Genomic DNA, 21981 nt, shown 5'->3' on the forward strand with positions numbered 1-21981 from the left:
AGTAAACCTCGCGGCAAGGGGCCTGCCGCGGGCAAAGAATCATTGGGCCATTCGTAGGGACTCCACAAAGAAACGGAGTGGCCCGCAGCACCCTCTTACAGAGACCTTGCCCACATCGGAGGGCTAGGGTTTGCCCGAAGAGTGCTGCGCTTCGCGGCACTGCAAGGGATCTCGCGGGTCGAGTGAGCCTCGAATCACGCTCCGTGTGGGCAAGCTCACCATTGGGGACGGGTCGAAGTGCCGTGTCGGCAGTCCCTAAACTCGGCTTGTTTCAAGGAGGGAGCCTCAATCGTGCGCAAGGTGCTCATCGCCAACCGTGGCGAAATCGCTGTCCGCGTGGCCCGGGCCTGCCGGGACGCCGGGATCGCGAGCGTGGCCGTCTACGCGGACCCGGACCGGGACGCTCTGCATGTCCGCGCCGCTGATGAGGCGTTCGCCCTGGGTGGTGACACCCCCGCCGGCAGCTACCTGGACATCGAGAAGGTGCTGAAGGCGGCGCGCGAGTCGGGCGCGGACGCCATCCACCCCGGCTACGGATTCCTGTCCGAGAACGCCGAGTTCGCTCAGGCCGTCCTGGACGCCGGCCTGATCTGGATCGGCCCGCCGCCGCAGGCCATCCGCGACCTGGGTGACAAGGTCGCGGCGAGGCACATCGCCCAGCGGGCCGGTGCCCCGCTGGTCGCCGGCACCCCGGACCCGGTCTCGGGCGCGGACGAGGTCGTCGCCTTCGCGCAGGAGCACGGTCTGCCGATCGCGATCAAGGCGGCCTTCGGTGGTGGCGGCCGCGGCCTGAAGGTCGCCCGCACCCTCGAAGAGGTCCCCGAGCTGTACGACTCCGCCGTCCGTGAGGCGGTGGCCGCGTTCGGCCGCGGGGAGTGCTTCGTCGAGCGCTACCTCGACAAGCCCCGCCACGTGGAGACCCAGTGCCTGGCCGACCAGCACGGCAACGTGGTCGTCGTCTCCACCCGTGACTGCTCGCTCCAGCGCCGCCACCAGAAGCTGGTGGAGGAGGCCCCGGCCCCCTTCCTGTCCGACGCGCAGATGGAGGAGCTGTACTCGGCCTCCAAGGCGATCCTGAAGGAGGCCGGGTACGTCGGCGCCGGCACCGTGGAGTTCCTGGTCGGCGTGGACGGCACGATCTCCTTCCTGGAGGTCAACACCCGCCTCCAGGTCGAGCACCCGGTGACCGAGGAGGTCGCCGGCATCGACCTGGTCCGCGAGATGTTCCGCATCGCCGACGGCGAGGAACTCGGCTACGGCGACCCCGTCCTGCGCGGCCACTCCTTCGAGTTCCGCATCAACGGCGAGGACCCCGGCCGGGGCTTCCTCCCCGCCCCCGGCACCGTCGCCACCTTCGCTCCCCCGACCGGCCCGGGCGTCCGCCTGGACGCGGGCGTGGAGTCCGGGTCGGTGATCGGCCCGGCGTGGGACTCGCTGCTCGCGAAGCTGATCGTGACGGGCCGTACCCGCGCCGAGGCCCTCCAGCGCGCCGCGCGGGCCCTGGAGGAGTTCCAGGTGGAGGGCATGGCCACGGCGATCCCGTTCCACCGTGCGGTGGTCCGGGACCCGGCCTTCGCCCCGGAGCTGACCGGCTCCACCGACCCGTTCACGGTCCACACCCGGTGGATCGAGACGGAGTTCGTCAACGAGATCAAGCCCTTCACCGCGCCGGCCGACGCCGAGGCGGACGAGGACTCCGGGCGGGAGACGGTGGTCGTCGAGGTCGGCGGCAAGCGCCTGGAGGTGTCCCTCCCGTCGTCCCTCGGCATGAGCCTGGCCCGCACCGGCCTGGCGGCCGGCGCCAAGACCAAGCGGCGCGCGGCGAAGAAGTCCGGCCCGGCGGCGTCGGGCGACACCCTCGCCTCCCCGATGCAGGGCACCATCGTGAAGATCGCGGTGGAGGAGGGCCAGGAAGTCCAGGAAGGCGATCTGATCGTCGTCCTGGAGGCCATGAAGATGGAACAGCCTCTCAACGCGCACAAGTCCGGCACCGTCAAGGGCCTGGGTGCCGAGGTCGGCGCGTCCGTCACGTCGGGCGCGGCGATCTGCGAGATCAAGGACTGAGCGAAGGACTGAGCGAAGGGCCGGGCGACGGGGCCCGGCAGCGGGCCTGACGAGGACCCGCCGGAGGACCTGACGAGAGGTCCTGGGTCCGACGCGAGGAGGAGGACCTGACGAGGTCCGACGAGGTCCGACGAGGACCTGCCGACCGTACGCACGGCGGGGGCGCCCGGTGGACCACAGTGGTCCGCCGGGCGCCCCCGCCGTTGGTGCCGGAGGACGCGACGGACCGTGCGGTGGCTCAGCGTCGGCGCATGTCGGCGACGCGCGCCCGTTCCGCCCCGGCGTTCTGCTCGCCCAGGGCCGTTGCCGACCGCAGGCCTGCCGCGGCGCCCGGGACCTGTCGGCGTGGCCCCGGAAGCGGCACGTCCCGGCGTTGCTGACGCGCCGGGACGGCATCAGTTCCGGAGGTCCCCGGGACCCCGGGGGCCGCGGGGCCTCCCGAGCCGGTCGCCGCACCCCCCGACGCCCCGGTCACGGCGATCTGCACGCCCTGGTCGGCCAGGGCCTGGAGTTCGGTGGCGGCGCGGTCGTCGTGGGCGGTCGGCTCGTCCGTGACCAGGCGGGTGATGAGGTCCGTGGGCACGGTCTGGAACATGGTGTCCGTGCCCAGCTTGGAGTGGTCCGCGAGGACCACGACCTCGGCGGCGGCCTGCACCAGCGCACGGTCGACGGACGCCGACAGCATGTTGGACGTGGACAGCCCCCGCTCCGCCGTCAGTCCGCTTCCGGACAGGAAGGCCTTGGACACCCGCAGCCCTTGCAGGGACTGCTCGGCACCCGAGCCGACCAGGGCGTAGTTGGACCCCCGCAGGGTGCCGCCGGTCATCACGACCTCGACCCGGTTGGCGTGGGCGAGGGCCTGGGCCACGAGCAGCGAGTTGGTGACGACGGTCAGGCCGGGCACCCGCGCGAGCCGGCGGGCCAGCTCCTGCGTGGTGGTGCCCGCCCCCACCACGATGGCTTCGCCCTCTTCGACGAAGCCCGCGGCGAGGTCGGCTATGGCCGTTTTCTCGGCGGTCGCGAGATGGGACTTCTGCGGGAAGCCGGATTCTCGCGTGAAACCGCCCGGCAGTACCGCACCGCCGTGCCGGCGGTCGAGGAGTCCTTCTGCCTCCAGTGCGCGCACGTCCCGCCGTACGGTCACTTCGGAGGTCTGGACGACGCGGGCGAGCTCACGGAGCGACACGGCCCCGTTCGCTCGCACCATTTCGAGGATCAATTGGCGACGTTCTGCAGCGAACACGAAACTGACAGTAACCCCAACGACCGTCTGCTTTCAGCAGTATGCGCCGAATAACAGAAGTTGTTCGCAGGGCAGGGCGGGAAGTGGTATACGTGCCTGCTCCGGCTGCCTATGCCATCCGCACGCTCCGCAACTCCCCGTGACCGGCGGGGAGTCGATTCCGGCCGCCGGTTCCCGCCCTAGCCTTCGCCGCCGGCCTTCCGCGTGTGCAGCTGCCGTGCCACCTCCGCGATCGACCCCGAAAGGGAGGGGTACACGGTGAAGGCGTTCGCGATCTGTTCGACCGTCAGATTGTTGTCGACCGCGATCGAGATGGGGTGGATGAGTTCCGAGGCGCGCGGCGCCACCACGACACCGCCCACCACGATCTCGGTGCCCGGCCGGCAGAAGATCTTGACGAAGCCGTCCCGGATGCCCTGCATCTTGGCCCGGGGGTTGCGCAGCAGCGGCAGCTTGACGACGCGGGCGTCGATCCGGCCGGCGTCGACGTCCGCCTGCGAGTACCCGACCGTGGCGATCTCGGGGTCGGTGAAGACGTTGGACGAGACGGTCTTGAGATTGAGCGGGGTCACGGCGTCGCCCAGGAAGTGGTACATGGCGATGCGCCCCTGCATGGCGGCGACCGAGGCGAGCGCGAAGACGCCGGTCACGTCACCGGCGGCGTACACGCCGGGAGCCGAGGTCCGCGACACCCGGTCGGTCCGGATGTGCCCGGAGTCCTTCAGCTTGACCCCGGCCTCCTCGAGCCCCATCCCCTCGGTGTTGGGGATGGCACCCACGGCCACCAGACAGTGCGACCCGGTGATGACGCGCCCGTCGGCGAGCGTCACCTCCACCCGGTCCCCGACGCGCTTGGCGGACTGGGCCCGCGACCGCGACATCACGTTCATGCCGCGCCGGCGGAACACGTCCTCCAGCACGGCGGCGGCGTCCGGGTCCTCACCGGGCAGCACCCGGTCCCGCGACGACACGAGCGTCACGCGGGACCCGAGGGCCTGGTAGGCACCGGCGAACTCGGCACCGGTCACACCCGAACCGATGACGATGAGCTCCTCGGGCAGCTCATCGAGGTCGTACACCTGGGTCCAGTTGAGGATCCGCTCACCGTCGGGCCGGGCGTCGGGCAGCTCACGGGGGTGCCCACCGGTGGCGATGAGCACCGCGTCCGCGGTGAGCGTCTCCTCGCTCCCGTCGGCGGCGCGCACCACGACCTTCCGCGACCCGTCGAGCGCCTGCATACCCTCCAGCCGCCCACGTCCGCGCATCACACGCGCACCCGCGCGGGTCACGGAGGCGGTGATGTCGTGCGACTGCGCCAGCGCGAGCCGCTTCACACGCCGGTTGACCTTCCCCAGATCCACGCCCACCACCCGGGCGGTCTGCTCCATCGGCGGGGTGTCGTCGGCGACGATGATCCCCAGCTCTTCGTACGACGAGTCGAAGGTGGTCATCACCTCGGCCGTGGCGATCAGAGTCTTGGACGGCACGCAGTCGGTGAGCACCGACGCCCCGCCCAGACCGTCGCAGTCGACGACGGTCACCTCCGCGCCGAGCTGCGCGGCCACCAGCGCCGCTTCGTATCCGCCGGGTCCGCCGCCAATGATCACGATCCGAGTCACGTACTCCATTGTCCCGCACCCTTCAATGTGGGGCCGCCCGGGGGCACGTCTGTTACAAGAGCGACTCCCGGGGCCCTGCCGTACCCTCTCCCCATGTCGCTCTACGCCGCTTATGCCGGCAACCTCGACGCGCGGTTGATGACCCGCCGCGCCCCGCACTCGCCGCTGCGCGCCACGGGCTGGCTGAACGGGTGGCGGCTGACCTTCGGGGGCGAGCACATGGGCTGGGAGGGCGCCCTCGCGACCCTCGTCGAGGACCCGATCTCCCAGGTCTTCGTGGCCCTCTACGACATCGCTCCGATGGACGAGGAGTCGATGGACCGCTGGGAGGGCGTGGGGCTGGACATATACCGCCGTACGCGCGTACGCGTCCACACCCTGGAAGGCGAAGAGAAGGCCTGGACGTACGTCCTGAACGGATACGAGGGCGGCCTGCCCTCCGCCCGCTACCTGGGCGGGGTCGCGGACGCCGCGGAATCGGCCGGCGCGCCGCACGACTACGTCATGGAGCTCCGCAAGCGCCCGTGCTGAGCCGCGGTCGCTCTCGCCCCCCGGTCCCTCGCGAGAAACGGCCCCCCGTCGGAACGGCCCCTCGCCTCGCCGGAACGGCCCCCTCGCCGGAACGGCCCCCTCCTCGGAAACGGCCCCTCGTCGGAAACGACAGGACAACGATCGCAATCCCGTGAGCTCTGTCATCTACGCGCGTAGGCGTAAACCGGCTACCCTCTTCGGCGTGAACGCATCTCTTCTTCCGGACGACATCCAGGGCGACCCCTACGCCGCCGCCGACGCCGCCGCGGCCCGCCTGCGCGAACTCACCGGCGCGGAGACCCACGACGTCGCCCTCGTGATGGGCTCCGGCTGGGCTCCGGCCGTGGACGCACTGGGCGATCCCGAGGCCGATCTCCAGGTCACCGAGCTCCCCGGCTTCCCGAAGCCGGTGGTGGAGGGACACGGCGGCAGGGTCCGTTCCTACTCCATCGGTGACAAGCGCGCGCTGGTCTTCCTGGGCCGCACCCACTACTACGAGGGTCACGGGGTGGCCGCCGTCGCCCACGGCGTCCGCACGGCCGTCGCCGCCGGCGCCAAGACGATCATCCTGACCAACGGCTGCGGCGGCCTGCGCGAGGGCATGCGCCCCGGCCAGCCGGTCCTGATCGGCGACCACATCAACCTCACCGCCACCTCCCCGATCGTCGGCGCGAACTTCGTCGACCTCACCGACCTGTACTCGCCGCGCCTGCGCGCCCTGTGCAAGGAGGTCGACCCCACGCTGGAGGAGGGCGTCTACGCCCAGTTCCCCGGCCCGCACTACGAGACGCCGGCCGAGATCCGCATGGCCCGCGTCATCGGGGCCGACCTGGTGGGCATGTCGACGGTCCTGGAGGCGATCGCCGCCCGCGAGGCCGGCGCGGAGGTGCTGGGCATCTCGCTGGTGACCAACCTCGCGGCGGGCATGACGGGGGAGCCCCTCAACCACGAGGAGGTCCTGCAGGCGGGCCGCGACTCGGCCGCACGGATGGGATCGCTGCTGACACAGGTGCTGGGACGGCTGTAGTCGCCGGCCCGTAGGCGGCGTTCGGTGCCGGCGTCGGCGTACGGCCTCGGCACCGGCGTCCGGCGGGACTGCCGGAGTGCGGGATCAGCGCCGGCGTCGACGGGAGTGCGGGCCGCCGCGGACCGGCCCGCACCGGCCGCCGCGGGCACCCCGCACCCCCGACAAACCGCACCGGCCGCCGCAGGCGCCGCACACGAACACTCACGAGAGGCTGACCGACGTGCACGACGACCTCCTCGCACGGGCCAGGGCATGGCTGGCCGAGGACCCCGACGCGGACACCCGCGCGGAACTCGCCAGGCTCATCGACGCCGAGGACCACGCCGAGCTCACCGCACGTTTCTCCGGCACCCTCCAGTTCGGCACCGCGGGCCTGCGGGGCGAACTCGGCGCCGGTCCGATGCGCATGAACCGCGCCGTCGTCATCCGGGCCGCCGCCGGCCTCGCCGCGTACCTGAAGGAGCTGGGCCACACCGACGGCCTGGTCGTGGTCGGCTACGACGCCCGCCACAAGTCCGAGGACTTCGCCCGCGACACCGCCGCGGTGATGACCGGCGCCGGCCTGAGGGCGGCCGTCCTGCCCCGCCCGCTGCCCACCCCCGTACTCGCCTTCGCCGTACGGCACCTCGGCGCGGTAGCCGGCGTGGAGGTCACCGCCAGCCACAACCCGCCCCGCGACAACGGCTACAAGGTCTACCTCGGCGACGGCTCCCAGATCGTGCCCCCCGCCGACGCCGGGATCGCCGCGGAGATCGACGCCGTACGCTCGCTGAACGACGTACCCCGCCCGGAAACCGGCTGGCAGACCCTGGACGACTCCGTCCTCGACGCCTACCTCGCCCGCACGGACGCCGTCCTCTCCGAGGGCTCCCCGCGCACCGCGCGCACCGTCTACACCGCGATGCACGGCGTCGGCAAGGACACCCTCCTCGCGGCCTTCGCCCGTGCCGGCTTCCCGGAGCCCGTCCTCGTGGCCGAGCAGGCCGACCCCGACCCGGACTTCCCCACCGTCGCCTTCCCCAACCCGGAAGAGCCCGGCGCGATGGACCTGGCCTTCGCCAAGGCCCGTGAGACCGACCCCGACCTGGTCATCGCCAACGACCCGGACGCCGACCGCCTCGCCGTCGCCGTACAGGACGGCGCCGACTGGCGCATGCTCCGCGGCGACGAGGTCGGCGCCCTCCTCGCCGCCCACCTGGTCGGACGCGGAGCACGCGGCACCTTCGCGGAGTCGATCGTCTCCTCCTCCCTCCTCGGCCGCATCGCCGGGAAGGCGGGCCTCCCGTACGAGGAGACCCTCACCGGCTTCAAGTGGATCGCCCGCGTCGAGGGCCTGCGCTACGGCTACGAGGAGGCCCTCGGCTACTGCGTCGACCCCGAGGGGGTGCGCGACAAGGACGGCATCACCGCGGCCCTCCTGATCACGGAACTGGCCTCCACCCTCAAGGAGGAGGGCCGCACCCTCCTCGACCTCCTCGACGACCTCGCCGTGGAGCACGGCCTGCACGCCACCGACCAGCTCTCGGTCCGCGTCGAGGACCTCTCCGTCATCGCCGCCGCGATGCGCCGCCTGCGGGAACGGCCCCCCGCGGACCTCGCCGGCCTGCCCGTCACCGACGCGCAGGACCTCACCCGGGGCACGGACACGCTGCCGCCCACGGACGGCCTGCGCTACACCCTCGACGGCGCCCGGGTGATCGTCCGCCCGAGCGGTACGGAACCCAAGCTGAAGTGCTACCTGGAGGTGGTCGTCCCGGTCGCGGCGCACGCCGACCTCCCCGGCGCCCGCGCGAAGGCGGCGGACCTGCTGACGGCGCTCAAGCGGGACCTGTCGTCGGCGGCGGGCATCTGACCCCGCGAGGCCGACCACCCGGACCCGATGGGGTGCCCCCACCTGGAGGCACCCCACCGGGTCCTCTTCCCGTACGTGCGCCGCCGAAGCACCAGGGAGCCGCCGCCGCGTCCTCGACCGCGCCCGTGACCACCCCGGACGGACACACTGCGGCACCCTCGCGATCCCCTGACCCCCGGCACGGCCCGGCCCGCGGCGTCGGCGGCACGGGCGCCGAGGCCCGCGCCCGCGGCGTGGAGCGTCAGCCCGTCCCCAGCAGCACCGCGAGCAGCACCGCCCCGGCCGCTGCCGGCACGACGACCTCGTAGGCCCAGCGCACCGTCACCTCACCCTGGGAGGTGTCGGCCGGCTTCCGCGCCTCCAGCGTCTCGCGCAGGTCGTCCATGACCTTGTCGGTCTCCGCCCGCACCGGCCCGTCCGCCCCGGCGGCGGTCCCGGCACCGCCCCCGCCGAGAGCGCCGAGCATCCCACCGCGCCCCTGGCCGCCCCCGGAGGCCCGCCGCGTCTCCCGCCGCGCGGCCTTCTTCCGGGCGCGCAGCGAGACGGGAATGGACCACAACTGGTACTTGTCGCCGGACTCGGTGAGGACCTCGTTGGAGTAACCGGACCGCAGCGAGGCGACCTGCCCCCAGGGCAGCACGATCACCCGGAAGGGATTGCGCACGCGCAGCCGGTCGTCGCCCGCGAAGACGGCGGGCCGCACGGTGTAGGCGGCGATGAGCGGCACGAGGAACAGCAGCGCCGCGAGCGCCAGCCAGGGAGTGCGCCCCTCGCCGGCGACCAGGGCGTCGATACCGAGCCAGAGAGCGAGGGCGAGCAGCAGGACGCCGCCGGCGAGGCCCGCGGGCGAGCGGTAGATCCGGTCCTTCGACACGGGTACCGGCGGCTGCGGCGGCGGTGACTGGGACTCCGGGGTCGTCATGGTGCCGATTGTGCCCGACAGCTCCGGCGCCGCTCATGGGCGGTGCCGGCCGACGGAACGAGCGCACGGGACTGTACAGCCGCTACGCGCGTAGATATGCTCGCCTGGTGACCATGCCCACCACTGCATCCGCTGTTCCCGCACACGGACTCGCCGACGTCACCGCGTCCGACAGCACGCTGCGCCGCTTCCTGCACGGGCTGCCCGGCGTCGACACGGTCGGCCTGGAGGCGCGCGCCGCCTCGCTCGGCACCCGTTCCATCAAGACCACCGCGAAGGCGTACGCCATCGACCTCGCCATCTCGATGGTCGACCTGACGACGCTGGAAGGCGCGGACACCCCGGGCAAGGTCCGGGCGCTCGGCGCGAAGGCGGTCCACCCCGACCCGACCGACCGCACGGCCCCCACCACGGCGGCCGTCTGCGTCTACCCCGACATGGTGCCCGCCGCCAAGGCGGCAGTCGCCGGCTCCGGCGTCAAGGTCGCCTCGGTGGCCACCGCGTTCCCGGCGGGCCGCGCCTCGCTCGCCGTCAAGCTGGCCGACGTGCGCGAGGCCGTGGCGGCGGGCGCCGACGAGGTCGACATGGTCATCGACCGCGGGGCCTTCCTCGCGGGCGACTACATGAAGGTGTACGACGAGATCGTCGCCGTGAAGGAGGCCTGCGGAGCGGACGCCCGCCTGAAGGTCATCTTCGAGACGGGCGAGCTGTCGACGTACGACAACATCCGCCGCGCGAGCTGGCTCGGCATGCTGGCGGGCGCCGACTTCATCAAGACGTCCACCGGCAAGGTCGCGGTCAACGCGACCCCGTCCAACACCCTTCTGATGCTGGAGGCGGTCCGCGACTTCCGCGCGCAGACCGGCGTGCAGGTCGGCGTGAAGCCGGCCGGCGGTATCCGTACCACCAAGGACGCGATCAAGTTCCTCGTCCTGGTCAACGAGACCGCGGGCGGGGACTGGCTGGACAACCACTGGTTCCGCTTCGGCGCCTCCTCGCTCCTGAACGACCTGCTGATGCAGCGTCAGAAGCTGGCCACGGGCCGTTACAGCGGCCCCGACTACGTGACGGTGGACTGATCACCATGGCATCTGCATCCGCATCCGCATTCGAGTACGCACCGGCGCCCGAGTCCCGGGCCGTCGTCGACATCGCCGCCTCCTACGGACTGTTCATCGACGGCGAGTTCACGGAGGCCGCCGACGGCAAGGTCTTCAAGACGGTCTCCCCGTCCACCGAGGAGGTCCTCTCCGAGGTCGCCGAGGCCGGTGAGGCGGACGTCGACCGCGCGGTGAAGGCCGCCCGCAAGGCGTTCGAGAAGTGGTCGGCGCTCCCCGGATCCGAGCGCGCGAAGTACCTCTTCCGCATCGCCCGCATCATCCAGGAACGCAGCCGCGAGCTGGCCGTCCTGGAAACCCTGGACAACGGCAAGCCCATCAAGGAGACCCGCGACGCGGACCTCCCCCTGGTCGCCGCGCACTTCTTCTACTACGCGGGCTGGGCCGACAAGCTCGACCACGCCGGCTACGGCGCGAACCCGCAGCCGCTGGGCGTCGCGGGCCAGGTCATCCCCTGGAACTTCCCCCTCCTGATGCTGGCGTGGAAGATCGCCCCGGCGCTCGCGACCGGCAACACGGTCGTCCTCAAGCCCGCCGAGACGACCCCCCTCTCCGCCCTTTTCTTCGCGGACATCTGCCGTCAGGCGGGCCTGCCCAAGGGCGTCGTCAACATCATCACCGGCGACGGCCGCGCGGGCGCCGCGCTCGTCGCCCACCCCGACGTGAACAAGGTCGCCTTCACCGGCTCCACGGCCGTCGGCAAGCAGATCGCGCGGACGGTCGCGGGCACCCGCAAGAAGCTGACGCTGGAGCTGGGCGGCAAGGGCGCCAACATCGTCTTCGACGACGCCCCGATCGACCAGGCCGTCGAGGGCATCGTCAACGGCATCTTCTTCAACCAGGGCCAGGTCTGCTGCGCGGGCTCCCGTCTGCTGGTCCAGGAGTCGCTCCACGACGAGCTGCTGGACTCCCTCAAGCGCAGGCTCTCCACCCTGCGCCTCGGCGACCCGCTGGACAAGAACACCGACATCGGCGCGATCAACTCGGCCGAGCAGCTGGCCCGGATCACCGCGCTGGCCGACCAGGGCGAGGCGGAGGGCGCCGAGCGCTGGTCCCCGGCCTGCGACATCCCGGAGAACGGCTACTGGTTCGCCCCGACGCTCTTCACGAACGTCACCCAGGCGCACACGGTGGCCCGCGACGAGATCTTCGGCCCCGTCCTGTCCGTCCTCACCTTCCGTACGCCCGACGAGGCGGTCGCCAAGGCCAACAACACGCCGTACGGGCTCTCCGCGGGCATCTGGACGGAGAAGGGCTCGCGCATCCTGGCGGTCGCGAACAAGCTCCGCGCCGGCGTGGTCTGGTCCAACACGTTCAACAAGTTCGACCCGACGTCGCCGTTCGGCGGCTACAAGGAGTCGGGCTTCGGCCGCGAGGGCGGCCGCCACGGCCTGGAGGCATACCTCGATGTCTGAGCGACTCAATGTGCTGAAGACCTACAAGCTGTACGTCGGCGGGAAGTTCCCGCGTTCCGAGAGCGGCCGGGTGTACGAGGTGACCGACGCAAAGGGCAAGTGGCTGGCGAACGCCCCGCTCTCCTCCCGCAAGGACGCCCGTGACGCGGTGGTCGCCGCGCGCAAGGCGTTCGGCGGCTGGTCGGGCGCGACGGCGTACAACCGCGGCCAGGTCCTCTACCGCGTCGCCGAGATGCTGGAAGGCCGCCGCGACCAGTACGTCGCGGAGGTCGCCGACGCCGAGGGCCTGTCGAAGTCGAAGGCGGCGGCGCAGGTCGACGCCGCGATCGACCGCTGGGTCTGGTACGCGGGCTGGACCGACAAGATCGCCCAGGTGGTCGGCGGCGGCAACCCGGTCGCGGGCCCCTTCTTCAACATCTCCTCCCCGGAGCCGACGGGCGTGGTCGCCGTCCTGGCCCCGCAGGAGTCGTCGCTCCTGGGCCTGGTCTCGGTCGTCGCCCCGGTGATCGCGACGGGCAACACGACGGTCGTGGTGGCGTCGGAGAAGTCCCCGCTCCCCGCCCTCTCCCTCGGCGAGGTACTGGCCACCTCCGACGTCCCCGGCGGCGTGGTCAACATCCTCTCCGGCCGTACGGCGGAGATCGCCACCCCCCTCGCCGCCCACCAGGACGTCAACGCGATCGACCTCACGGGCGCCGACGAGACGCTGGCGAAGGAGCTGGAGATCGCGGCGGCGGACAACCTCAAGCGCGTCCTGCGTCCACAGCCTGTGGACGACGTGGACTGGTCGACGGCTCCCGGCACCGACCGCATGACGGCGTTCCTGGAGACGAAGACGGTCTGGCACCCGACGGGCGCCCTGGGCGCGTCCGGCTCGTCGTACTGACACCGCTCGCACGATCAGGGCCGCGGCTCCTCTCCGTCCGGAGGAGCCGCGGCCTTTCCGCGTCCATGACCTCACCCCAGCCCGCGAACACCCACAAGACCACCCTTCAGTGATCTTCTGTACACGACTGAGACCGCCATCGGTGCCGCCCGCTCCCGGCTCGGCGACCTCGTGGGCGCGCGCCGCCCACTGCCGCGAGACCATCGCGCTCACCGACCACGGGCACGTCGCCGCGCCACCGCCGGATCGCCCGGCCGGCCGAAGGGCCCGCTCAGCGCAGCAGCTCCGCGGCCCGGCCCACCACCGGCACGCCGCCGACCGACCGCGCCTGCGCGACCGGACCGGTCAGGGCCGTCGAGGTGAGCGGCTGGAAGTCGGCCACCTGCGTACCGACGCCGTTGTCCAGCGGGTCGACGCCGGTGCCGGCCAGCGGGTTGGGCTTGAGGTCCGCGACCGGTCCGGTGACGTGTCCGACCGTGCCGGTCACCGCCCGGAGGTCCGGCTGCGGATCCATGCCACCCTCCGCGGAGGCCGTGACCGCGCCCGCGCCCAGTGCGGCCCCGGTGGTCGCGAGGACGACCAGGGCGCGCCGGACGGCCGGGGTGCGGGAGGAGGACGCGTGTCGGGCCATCGGTGAGCCACCTCGTGCTTCGGAGTACCTCGGGAGCGCCGCGGAGAGTAATCGGCGCCACGCGAAGCGTAGTTGAGGTGTGATGCCTGCTTCAAAGCCGGCCCGTGCGGTCGTACGCCGGCCGTTCGATGCCTCACACTGGTGTCCCGTGAGCTCCCATCCGCCCATACCGACGCGAGTCGTGCTGCTCTGCGGCCCCTCCGGCTCCGGCAAGTCCCTCCTCGCCGCCCACTCCGGTCTTCCGGTGCTGCGCCTCGACGACTTCTACAAGGAGGGCACCGACCCGACGCTGCCCCTGGTGCCCCGGAGCTCCGACATCGACTGGGACCACCCCGGCTCGTGGGACGCGGACGCGGCCGTCGCCGCCATCACGGAGCTGTGCCGCACGGGCCGTACGCCGGTGCCCGTCTACGACCTCGCGCTGAGCGCACGCACCGGCGAGGAGACGGTCGACATCGGGCGGACTCCGCTGTTCCTGGCGGAAGGCGTCTTCGCCGCCGAACTCGTGGCACGCTGCCGGGACCTGGGTGTCCTGGCCGACGCGCTCTGCCTGAGCCGGGGACCGCTGACGACCTTCCGCCGCCGCTTCCTGCGGGACCTGAGGGAGGGCCGCAAGTCCGTGCCGTTCCTGCTGCGCCGCGGCTGGCGGCTGATGCGGCAGGAGCGGTCGGTCATCGCCCGGCAGACGGCCCTGGGCGCCCACGCCTGCGACCGGGACGAGGCGATGGGCCGGCTGGCCGACGCCGCGGCCGGCCGGTGCGCCACGGCGCGTACGGCGGTGTGACGCGGCCCCTGCACAGGCCCCTGACACGCAAGAGCGGGACTGGACGGACCCCCCGGCCCTCCAGCCCCGCTCCCTTTGTGCTCCCCCGTGCTCCCCCGTACTTCCCCCCTTTTCCCCGTTCCCCCGTGTCCCCCCGCTTGTTCCCCCGTGGTGCTTCCCCGTGAGTAAGAGCCGGGTGTCCTCCCCCTGATACACCCCGGCCCCGTTTTTTTTCGCGGGGCCCTCGTCCTTCAGGCGACCAACTCGCCGAAGGCGTCCTCCCGGTCACGGCCGAAGCTGAGCACCTCGTCGTCGCGCAGCCGGCGGAGCGACCGCCAGATGCTGGACTTCACCGTGCCGACACTGATGTCGAGGATGTCCGCGATCTCCGGGTCCGTGCGGCCCTCGTAGTAGCGCAGGACCAGCATGGTGCGCTGGAGCTCCGGCAGCCGGGTCAGCGCCTGCCACAGCACCGTGCGCAGCTCGGTGCCGCGCATCGCGTCCGTGTCGCCCGCCGTCTCCGGCAGTTCCTCGGTCGGGTACTCGTTGAGCTTGCGGCGCCGCCAGGCGCTGATGTGCAGGTTGGTCATGGTGCGGCGGAGGTATCCGCCGACCGCCGCCTTGTCGGTGATCCGGTCCCACGCCCGGTACGTCGAGAACAGCGCGCTCTGCAGCAGGTCCTCGGCCTCGAAGCGGTCGCCGGTGAGGTGGTAGGCGGTGGCGTACAGGGAGGCGCGGCGTTCCTGTACGTAGGCGGTGAACTCCGCCTCCGACAGCGAACGACGCTCCCCCGGGTCCTCCCCGTACGCCGGCCCCCCGTGCGTCTCCCCCTGACGCGTGTCGACCACCGCCATGTAGGCGGTGTGCTGACGCCCGGTGCCGCGAGCGCACCCCCGCCCGCTCACAACACCGGACTTCTCGGAACCCCGGTGTGCGTGCACGTCGTGCAGCCGCGTGACCACTGCGCTGGTGCTGGTGCCCTTCAGCGTGTTCATCTCGCGCCCCCCGTCGTGGACTTCCGGTGTTCGGCTTGCTGTACCGCGGCTTCGGCTCTGCTGCGACTTGCTGTGTTGCCTGTGCCGAAAAGCTTGCCCCGGGGACTTCATGGCCGTGTCCGCCGACTGTCACAGACCTGTCACAGGGGTCCGACACGGTTGCACCACCGTTCCTTCACAGGGTCCGGCGGCGTGGCGGGGCCCCATACCGACCCGCAGGTCGAACCACACCCCCTCCATGGGCCAGAATGAGCCCGTGCCTTCCCTGTTGCTGATCGAGGACGACGACGCCATCCGTACGGCCCTGGAGCTCTCCCTGACCCGCCAGGGCCACCGGGTGGCCACCGCTGCCAGCGGTGAGGACGGTCTGAAGCTGCTGCGCGAGCAGCGGCCGGACCTGATCGTGCTGGACGTGATGCTGCCCGGCATCGACGGTTTCGAGGTGTGCCGTCGCATCCGGCGCACCGACCAGCTGCCGATCATCCTGCTGACCGCGCGCAACGACGACATCGACGTGGTCGTCGGTCTCGAGTCGGGCGCCGACGACTACGTCGTCAAACCCGTCCAGGGCCGGGTCCTGGACGCCCGGATCCGGGCCGTGCTGCGCCGCGGGGAGCGGGAGTCGACCGACTCGGCGAGCTTCGGCAGCCTGGTCATCGACCGGTCGGCGATGACCGTGACGAAGAACGGCGAGGACCTCCAGCTCACGCCGACCGAGCTGCGGCTGCTCCTCGAACTGAGCCGGCGGCCGGGGCAGGCGCTGTCCCGGCAGCAGTTGCTGCGGCTGGTGTGGGAGCACGACTACCTCGGCGACTCCCGGCTGGTGGACGCCTGCGTGCAGCGGCTGCGCGCCAAGGTCGAGGACGTGCCGTCGTCCCCGACCCTGATCCGTACCGTGCGGGGTGTCGGCTACCGGCTGGACCCGCCTCAGTGACACGGGAACACCAGGGGGGTTCACGCGGCTGGGTCGCGGCTCGCAAGGGAGTCTGGTCCTGGCTGCGCTTCACCAGCCTGCGCCTGCGGCTGGTGCTCGTCTTCGGGCTGGTCGCGCTCACCGCCGCCGTGTCCGCGTCCGGCATCGCCTACTGGCTGAACCGGGAGGCGGTCCTCACCCGCACCCAGGACGCCGTACTGCGTGACTTCGAGCGGGAGATGCAGAACCGTGCGGGCGCACTGCCCGCGCACCCCTCCCAGGACGAGTTGCAGCACGCCGCGGGGCAGATGGCGGGCAGCAGCCAGCGGTTCAGCGTGCTGCTGGTCGCCGAGAACGCCGACGGCGTGACCGTGTACGGCAGTTCCGGCGGCCTGGGCGGCTTCTCGCTGTCCGACATACCCGAGTCGCTGCGCACGGCGGTGAACAAGGAGCAGAAGGTCACCAAGGCCAACAAGCACCCGTACCACCTGTACTGGCAGCGGATCACCGAGGACGACACCCCCCAGCTCGTGGCCGGCACGAAGGTGATCGGCGGCGGGCCTACCGGCTACATGCTCAAGTCCCTGGAACCGGAGGCCAAGGACCTGAACTCGCTCGCCTGGTCGCTGGGGATCGCCTCCGCACTCGCCCTGCTCGGTTCCGCGCTGCTCGCGCAGGCCCTGGCGACGACCGTGCTGAAGCCGGTGCAGCGGCTCGGGGTCGCGGCACGGCGCCTCGGCGAGGGCAGGCTGGACACCCGGCTGCGCGTCTCCGGCACCGACGAACTGGCCGATCTGTCACGGACGTTCAACAGCGCCGCCGAGGCGCTGGAGAAGCGGGTCGCCGACATGGCAGGCCGGGAGCAGGCCTCGCGGCGCTTCGTGGCGGACATGAGCCATGAGCTGCGTACCCCGCTGACGGCGATCACGGCCGTCACGGAGGTGCTGGAGGAGGAGCTGGAATTCGAGGGCGGCGGTTTCGACCCGATGATCGAGCCCGCCGTACGGCTGGTGGTCAGCGAGACGCGGCGGCTGAACGACCTCGTGGAGAACCTGATGGAGGTCACCCGCTTCGACGCGGGCACCGCCCGGCTGGTCCTGGACGACGTCGACGTCGCCGACCAGATCACCGCCTGCATCGACGCCCGCGCCTGGCTGGACGCCGTCGACCTGGACGCCGAGCGCGGCATCCACGCCCGGCTCGACCCGCGCCGCCTGGACGTCATCCTGGCCAACCTGATCGGCAACGCGCTCAAGCACGGCGGGTCGCCGGTGCGGGTGTCGGTGGCGCGGGCGGACGACGAGGTGGTCATCCGGGTGCGGGACCACGGGCCCGGCATCCCCGAGGACGTCCTGCCGCACGTCTTCGACCGCTTCTACAAGGCGAGCGCCTCCCGGCCGCGCTCCGAGGGCAGCGGACTCGGCCTGTCCATCGCCCTGGAGAACGCGCACATCCACGGCGGGGAGATCACCGCCTCGAACTCCTCCGAGGGGGGCGCGGTGTTCACGCTGCGGCTGCCGCAGGATCCGTCTCCGGCGGCGGAGGAGGAGGACACCGATGACGCCGGAGGCCGCGGGGACTCGGGGGGCTCCGGGGGCTCCGGGGGCGCCTCGGGCGACGAGAGCACGGGCAAGGACGCGAAGGGACAGGTCTGATGACCGTACGCCGCCTGCCGGCACTCCGCGGGCCGGCCTGGCTCGCCGGGACGGCCGTGCTGGCCGCGCTGCTCGCCGGGTGCGGCATCCGTGCCACGGAGGTGCCCACGGACTACGGTCCCGCGCCCTCGCGGGTGCGCTGCTCGCTCGCCGAGCCGGACGGGTCGGCGCAAGGAGCGCCCGGCGTGCCGGTGCAGGTGTTCCTGCTGTGCGGCTCGTCGCTGGTGACCGTGGACCGGACGGTGCGGGTGCCGGACGGCGCGGCGGACTCCGAACGGCGCGTGCTGGTGGCCCAGGCACTGCTGAACCAGCTCACGGCGCCGCCGTCGGCCGCGGAGAAGGAGGCCGGGTACACCACGGACGTCCAGCGCGGGATCACCGTGACCGGACCGCGCTCCGGCGATCCCGAGGACACACTGCGCCTCGGCGTCGACCTCGACGACCTCACCTCGTACGCCCTCGCCCAGGTCGTCTGCACCTTCTCCGACTCGGCCGCGGCCGAGGGCGACGGCTCCGTCGTCCTGGCCGGCCCCGCCGACCGGCCCGCACTCCGCTACGTCTGCACGGACGAGGTCCGCGCCCGGCCGGGCAGCAACGAGCCGCCGTCCGGTGAGGTCACGGGCGGCTGACGGCCGGCTGACGGACTGCGGCACTCGGCAGCGGCGGGCCGGCGCTCGGAGGGCGGCGTGGGGGCCATGTGGCGCAAGCCTCACCCTTGCGGGGGAGAGGCCGGAACCGAGTACGGCGGCGGCCGCGTCTAGGGGTGCGTGCAGCGTCATGGGTTCCTCGGCGGCAGCGCCGCGCTCCGCATCCGTGTGACAGGAAGTGTCCTCCTGGTCGCACATCTCGCGTTCGTCGCCTGGTACACGCTGCGGCCGCTGGACGTCCCCTGGGTACTGCCGCCCAACCTGGAGCCGGGCGCCGGGATCCGCGGCGACCTGGCGCTCGGCTGGCCCGCGGCGGCCCGCTCCCTCGGCGGGGCGCTCGCGCTGCTGGCCCCGCTGGGCTTCCTGCTGCCGATGGCGGGCGGCCGGCTGAACGTGTCGCCGCTCGGCTCCCTGCTGCGCACCACGGCCGCGGGCGCCCTGGTGTCGCTGGGCATCGAACTGCTGCAGACCGGGGTGCCCGGTCAGGTCGTCGACGTCGACTCCCTGCTGCTGAACACGGGGGGCGTGGCCCTCGCGCACCTCGCCCTGGTCCCCGCCGGCCGCGCCCGGCTCCGCCGCAGGTCGCGGCGGGCCGGCCGGGAGGACGTCCGCCGGGAGGAGCCCACTCAGGGTCGGACCCCGACGATTCCCAGGGTCGGTATCGCACCGTAGAGCGACGCTTTGTTCCGTTCGTCTCCGTAGCGTGGAGGGCAGATGAAGGGGAAGCCGAACGGCAGCCCCACCACACGCTCACGAAGGAGCCGCGATGTCCCGCCTCGCCCGCCCCACCAACGGCCGCATGATCGGCGGAGTGTGCGCCGCGCTGGCCCGGCGCTTCGGCACCTCCACCACCACGATGCGGGTGCTCTTCCTGGTCTCCTGCCTGCTGCCGGGCCCCCAGTTCCTGCTCTACGCCGCCCTGTGGTTCCTGCTGCCGTCCGAGGAGAAGGCCGCCCGCACGGCCTGGTGACGGGCCGTACCGGCGGACCGACGGACGTACCTTCCCTCTGGTACGCCGACGGGGCGCACCCGGCGACACCGGGCGCGCCCCGTCGGCGCGTGGGGAGGGTCGGGGCTCAGCCGCCGAGCGGCAGGCCGTTCACACCAGGCCCTGGGCCGGCAGGCCGCCGAGCAGGGCGGCGGGCCTGACCGGGAGGTCGGAGAACTGCTCGGCGACCACCTGCTCGGCGAACGGCGTCGCGGCGGTCAGGCCCTCGCCGGAGATGTGGCGGGTCTGCTCCAGCACGTTGCCCGTGACGGGTACCACCTTGCCCGTGACGGGCACCACCTCGGAGACGGTCTCCGCGGGAAGAGTCCGGGCGACGGAGTCCACCGCCTGGTTGGCGTCCGGGGCCGCGGTGGCCGCGCCCGCGCCGACGGCGGCGAAGGCGGCACCGAGGGCGGCGACGCCGAGGGTCTTGACAGCAGACTGCTTCATGAAATGCATCCTCGAAATGAGATGACGGGGATATGAGCGGTCCTTGACCGTAAACATGCGGCACCCCTCACGGCAAACATTGAAATGCGGACGGATTGTGAAAACCCGTCCGCGTTTCCGTAATACCGTGGACTCTCCTTCAGCTCTCATCTTCCGAAGAACCGCTGGTAGAAGCCTTCTACTGGAACAGCCATTCGGATTTCAGCTCCGCATATCCAGGCTTGATGACGTCATTGATCATGGCCAGTCGTTCATCGAAAGGAATGAACGCTGATTTCATCGCATTGACGGAGAACCACTGCATGTCGTCGAGCGTGTAACCGAACGCGTCGACAAGGTGCTCGAATTCCCGGCTCATACCGGTGTGGGACATCAGCCGATTGTCGGTGTTGACGGTGGCACGGAATTGCAGCCGGCGCAGCAGCCCGATGGGGTGCTCGGCGTACGAGTCGGCCGCCCCGGTCTGCAGGTTGGAGCTGGGGCACAGTTCCAGCGGGATGCGCTTGTCCCGGACGTACGAGGCGAGCCGCCCGAGTTCGACCGTGCCGTCCTCGTGGACCTGGATGTCGTCGATGATGCGCACGCCGTGCCCGAGCCGGTCGGCACCGCACCACTGCAGGGCCTGCCAGATGGACGGCAGCCCGAAGGCCTCGCCGGCGTGGATCGTGAAGTGGTTGTTCTCGCGCTTGAGGTACTCGAAGGCGTCCAGGTGCCGGGTGGGCGGGAAGCCGGCCTCGGCACCCGCGATGTCGAAGCCGACGACGCCCAGGTCCCGGTAGCGGTTGGCGAGTTCGGCGATCTCCAGGGCGCGGGCGGCGTGCCGCATGGCGGTGAGCAGGGCGCCGACGCGGATCCGGTGGCCCTTGACCCGCGCCCGGCGCTCGCCCTCCCGGAACCCCTCGTCGACGGCCTCGACGACCTCCTCCAGGGTCAGCCCCTGTTCGAGGTGCTGCTCGGGGGCGTACCGCACCTCGGCGTAGACGACGCCGTCCGCGGCGAGGTCCTCGGCACACTCGGCGGCGACCCGGACCAGGGCGTCGCGGGTCTGCATGACGCCGACGGTGTGCGAGAAGGTCTCCAGGTACCGCTCCAGCGACCCGGAGTCGGCGGCCTGCCGGAACCAGACGCCGAGCCGGTCGGCATCGGTCTCGGGGAGGCCCTGGTAGCCGGTGGCCCGGGCGAGTTCGACGACCGTGCCGGGACGCAGCCCGCCGTCGAGGTGATCGTGCAGCAGAACCTTCGGCGCCCGGCGGATCTGGTCCGGCGCCGGAGTCCGCGCGATGTTCTTCGCGGTGGTCGTCGCGGTGGTCTTCGCGGTGCTCTGGCTCGTCATTTCCGCACACTAACTCCTACGCGCGTAGAACGCCGGGCGAAAACGCGAACAGAAGGGGCTCGGCCGCGGTGTACGGATCCGACGATATGTAACGGTGACTGCGAGGACGGGTGGCGTACACCCGGTCTTCTGAGAATCTTCTGCCATGGCACAGCAAGCGACGCCGGTCCGTCGGGCCCGGCTGGGGCGAACGCTCGGTCCGGAGGGGACGGCGGTGAGCGGTGTGGTGCTGCTGCTCCCCGGTGGCGACGAGGTCTCCAGCCGCAGACCGTCCTCACTGCTGGCGGCCTCCTCCGTACGCACGCTGGGGCGCCGGCTGGCACGCGCGGGGCGGGAGGAGGGCCTGGCCACACACGTCGTGCACTACCGCTACCGCGGCTGGAACGGCGCGGAGGCCCACCTCGCCCGGGACGCCGACTGGGCCGCGGACGAGGCCGTCCGGCGCTACGGCGACGTTCCCGTCTGCCTGGTCGGCGTCGACATGGGCGGACGGGCGGCGCTGCGCGCGGGTGGCCACGAGGCCGTCAACGCGGTGCTGGCGATCGCCCCTTGGCTGCCCGACGAGGACATGGCCGCACCACCCGAACCGGTGAAGCAGCTCGTCGGGCGCCAGGTGCTGATCGTGCACGGCACGAACGACGAACGCAGCGACCCCGAACTCTCGTTCCGGCTCGCTGCCCGGGCGAAGAAGGCGAACCGCTCCGTGTGCCGGTTCGAAGTGCACTCCGACGGCCACGGCCTGCGGCACTACCGGGAGGAAGTCGCCGCGCTGGCGGAGGACTTCGTGATGGGTGTGCTGTTCGGGCAGTCGTTCTCGCGGCCGGTGGAGGACGCGCTGGCCGCTCCCCCGCCGCTGGGGCTGCGGATGCCGCTGGCGGTGGGGTTCGGGAAGTCGTTGCGGCGGCACTGACGCCGCGTCCGGGCGGGCC

The 21981-nt window shown here is 71.9% G+C and carries 20 protein-coding genes and 1 pseudogene; 14 read left to right on the forward strand and 7 right to left on the reverse strand.

Features of this window, described 5'->3' with window-relative positions:
- Positions 1 to 291 precede the first annotated feature (291 nt).
- On the forward strand, positions 292 to 2064 hold the full coding sequence (locus ACH4F2_RS24970) for an acetyl/propionyl/methylcrotonyl-CoA carboxylase subunit alpha (protein ID WP_398134964.1): 1773 nt from the start codon (positions 292 to 294) through the stop codon (positions 2062 to 2064).
- Positions 2065 to 2302: 238 nt separating this feature from the next.
- Here ACH4F2_RS24970 and ACH4F2_RS24975 read toward each other — a convergent pair whose 3' ends face one another.
- Positions 2303 to 3307 (reverse strand): DeoR/GlpR family DNA-binding transcription regulator, encoded by a 1005-nt coding sequence (locus ACH4F2_RS24975; RefSeq protein ID WP_398134965.1) that lies wholly within the window; start codon positions 3305 to 3307, stop codon positions 2303 to 2305.
- A 179-nt stretch (positions 3308 to 3486) separates the two neighbouring features.
- Complete coding sequence (locus ACH4F2_RS24980; protein WP_398134966.1) at positions 3487 to 4935, reverse strand: NAD(P)H-quinone dehydrogenase; 1449 nt, start codon at positions 4933 to 4935, stop codon at positions 3487 to 3489.
- Between the two features lie 84 nt (positions 4936 to 5019).
- Between ACH4F2_RS24980 and ACH4F2_RS24985 the strand changes: the two genes are divergently transcribed.
- From ACH4F2_RS24985 to ACH4F2_RS24995, 3 genes are all read left to right on the forward strand, one after another.
- Positions 5020 to 5457, forward strand: coding sequence for a gamma-glutamylcyclotransferase (locus tag ACH4F2_RS24985; RefSeq protein ID WP_398134967.1), 438 nt, complete (start codon positions 5020 to 5022; stop codon positions 5455 to 5457).
- Between the two features lie 202 nt (positions 5458 to 5659).
- Positions 5660 to 6484 (forward strand): purine-nucleoside phosphorylase, encoded by an 825-nt coding sequence (locus ACH4F2_RS24990; protein WP_398134968.1) that lies wholly within the window; start codon positions 5660 to 5662, stop codon positions 6482 to 6484.
- 220 nt (positions 6485 to 6704) lie between these two features.
- Positions 6705 to 8336: a phospho-sugar mutase gene (locus ACH4F2_RS24995; protein WP_398134969.1), complete on the forward strand. Its 1632-nt coding sequence runs from the start codon at positions 6705 to 6707 to the stop codon at positions 8334 to 8336.
- 241 nt (positions 8337 to 8577) lie between these two features.
- Here ACH4F2_RS24995 and ACH4F2_RS25000 read toward each other — a convergent pair whose 3' ends face one another.
- On the reverse strand, positions 8578 to 9258 hold the full coding sequence (locus ACH4F2_RS25000; protein ID WP_398134970.1) for a PH domain-containing protein: 681 nt from the start codon (positions 9256 to 9258) through the stop codon (positions 8578 to 8580).
- A 113-nt stretch (positions 9259 to 9371) separates the two neighbouring features.
- Between ACH4F2_RS25000 and deoC the strand changes: the two genes are divergently transcribed.
- The 3 genes from deoC to ACH4F2_RS25015 are packed head-to-tail and all read left to right on the forward strand — an operon-like array spanning position 9372 to position 12677.
- The gene (gene deoC, locus ACH4F2_RS25005; RefSeq protein WP_398134971.1) at positions 9372 to 10337 is read left to right on the forward strand and encodes a deoxyribose-phosphate aldolase; all 966 of its coding nucleotides are present in this window, start codon (positions 9372 to 9374) and stop codon (positions 10335 to 10337) included.
- A gap of 5 nt (positions 10338 to 10342) precedes the next feature.
- Positions 10343 to 11791, forward strand: a complete 1449-nt coding sequence (locus ACH4F2_RS25010) for an aldehyde dehydrogenase family protein (RefSeq protein ID WP_398134972.1) — start codon at positions 10343 to 10345, stop codon at positions 11789 to 11791.
- A complete protein-coding gene (locus ACH4F2_RS25015; RefSeq protein ID WP_398134973.1) occupies positions 11784 to 12677 on the forward strand; it encodes an aldehyde dehydrogenase family protein in 894 nt (297 codons plus the stop codon). The genes ACH4F2_RS25010 and ACH4F2_RS25015 overlap by 8 nt, the downstream gene beginning before the upstream one ends.
- A 271-nt stretch (positions 12678 to 12948) precedes the next feature.
- On the opposite strand, the gene ACH4F2_RS25020 is transcribed toward ACH4F2_RS25015, so the two are convergent.
- Positions 12949 to 13308 carry a hypothetical protein gene (locus tag ACH4F2_RS25020; RefSeq protein WP_398134974.1) on the reverse strand — a complete coding sequence of 120 codons (360 nt, stop codon included), beginning with the start codon at positions 13306 to 13308 and terminating at the stop codon, positions 12949 to 12951.
- A gap of 181 nt (positions 13309 to 13489) precedes the next feature.
- Here ACH4F2_RS25020 and ACH4F2_RS25025 point away from each other — a divergent pair, with 181 nt between their 5' ends.
- The gene (locus ACH4F2_RS25025) at positions 13490 to 14092 is read left to right on the forward strand and encodes a uridine kinase (protein ID WP_398135010.1); all 603 of its coding nucleotides are present in this window, start codon (positions 13490 to 13492) and stop codon (positions 14090 to 14092) included.
- A gap of 230 nt (positions 14093 to 14322) precedes the next feature.
- On the opposite strand, the gene ACH4F2_RS25030 is transcribed toward ACH4F2_RS25025, so the two are convergent.
- Positions 14323 to 15066 carry a SigE family RNA polymerase sigma factor gene (locus tag ACH4F2_RS25030; protein ID WP_398134975.1) on the reverse strand — a complete coding sequence of 248 codons (744 nt, stop codon included), beginning with the start codon at positions 15064 to 15066 and terminating at the stop codon, positions 14323 to 14325.
- A 256-nt stretch (positions 15067 to 15322) separates the two neighbouring features.
- On the opposite strand from ACH4F2_RS25030, the gene afsQ1 reads away from it, so the two are divergent.
- From afsQ1 to ACH4F2_RS25055, 5 genes are all read left to right on the forward strand, one after another.
- A complete protein-coding gene (gene afsQ1, locus ACH4F2_RS25035) occupies positions 15323 to 16000 on the forward strand; it encodes a two-component system response regulator AfsQ1 (RefSeq protein ID WP_003974066.1) in 678 nt (225 codons plus the stop codon).
- Positions 15997 to 17634 (forward strand): ATP-binding protein, encoded by a 1638-nt coding sequence (locus ACH4F2_RS25040; RefSeq protein WP_398134976.1) that lies wholly within the window; start codon positions 15997 to 15999, stop codon positions 17632 to 17634. Before afsQ1 ends, ACH4F2_RS25040 begins: the two co-directional genes overlap by 4 nt.
- Positions 17634 to 18263, forward strand: a complete 630-nt coding sequence (locus tag ACH4F2_RS25045; protein ID WP_398134977.1) for a hypothetical protein — start codon at positions 17634 to 17636, stop codon at positions 18261 to 18263. Before ACH4F2_RS25040 ends, ACH4F2_RS25045 begins: the two co-directional genes overlap by 1 nt.
- A gap of 138 nt (positions 18264 to 18401) precedes the next feature.
- Positions 18402 to 18953 (forward strand): VanZ family protein, encoded by a 552-nt coding sequence (locus ACH4F2_RS25050; RefSeq protein ID WP_398134978.1) that lies wholly within the window; start codon positions 18402 to 18404, stop codon positions 18951 to 18953.
- 94 nt (positions 18954 to 19047) lie between these two features.
- A complete protein-coding gene (locus tag ACH4F2_RS25055) occupies positions 19048 to 19251 on the forward strand; it encodes a PspC domain-containing protein (protein ID WP_398134979.1) in 204 nt (67 codons plus the stop codon).
- A 106-nt stretch (positions 19252 to 19357) separates the two neighbouring features.
- On the opposite strand, the pseudogene ACH4F2_RS25060 reads toward ACH4F2_RS25055, so the two are convergent.
- A pseudogene (locus ACH4F2_RS25060) lies at positions 19358 to 19719 on the reverse strand (ATP-binding protein).
- Between the two features lie 178 nt (positions 19720 to 19897).
- Positions 19898 to 21052 (reverse strand): adenosine deaminase, encoded by a 1155-nt coding sequence (locus ACH4F2_RS25065; RefSeq protein ID WP_398134980.1) that lies wholly within the window; start codon positions 21050 to 21052, stop codon positions 19898 to 19900.
- 145 nt (positions 21053 to 21197) lie between these two features.
- On the opposite strand from ACH4F2_RS25065, the gene ACH4F2_RS25070 reads away from it, so the two are divergent.
- A complete protein-coding gene (locus tag ACH4F2_RS25070) occupies positions 21198 to 21962 on the forward strand; it encodes a dienelactone hydrolase family protein (protein ID WP_398134981.1) in 765 nt (254 codons plus the stop codon).
- The last annotated feature ends 19 nt before the right edge of the window (positions 21963 to 21981 follow it).

The sequence above is a fragment of the Streptomyces sp. NPDC017890 genome, from assembly GCF_044328675.1.
Taxonomy (GTDB): Bacteria; Actinomycetota; Actinomycetes; order Streptomycetales; family Streptomycetaceae; genus Streptomyces.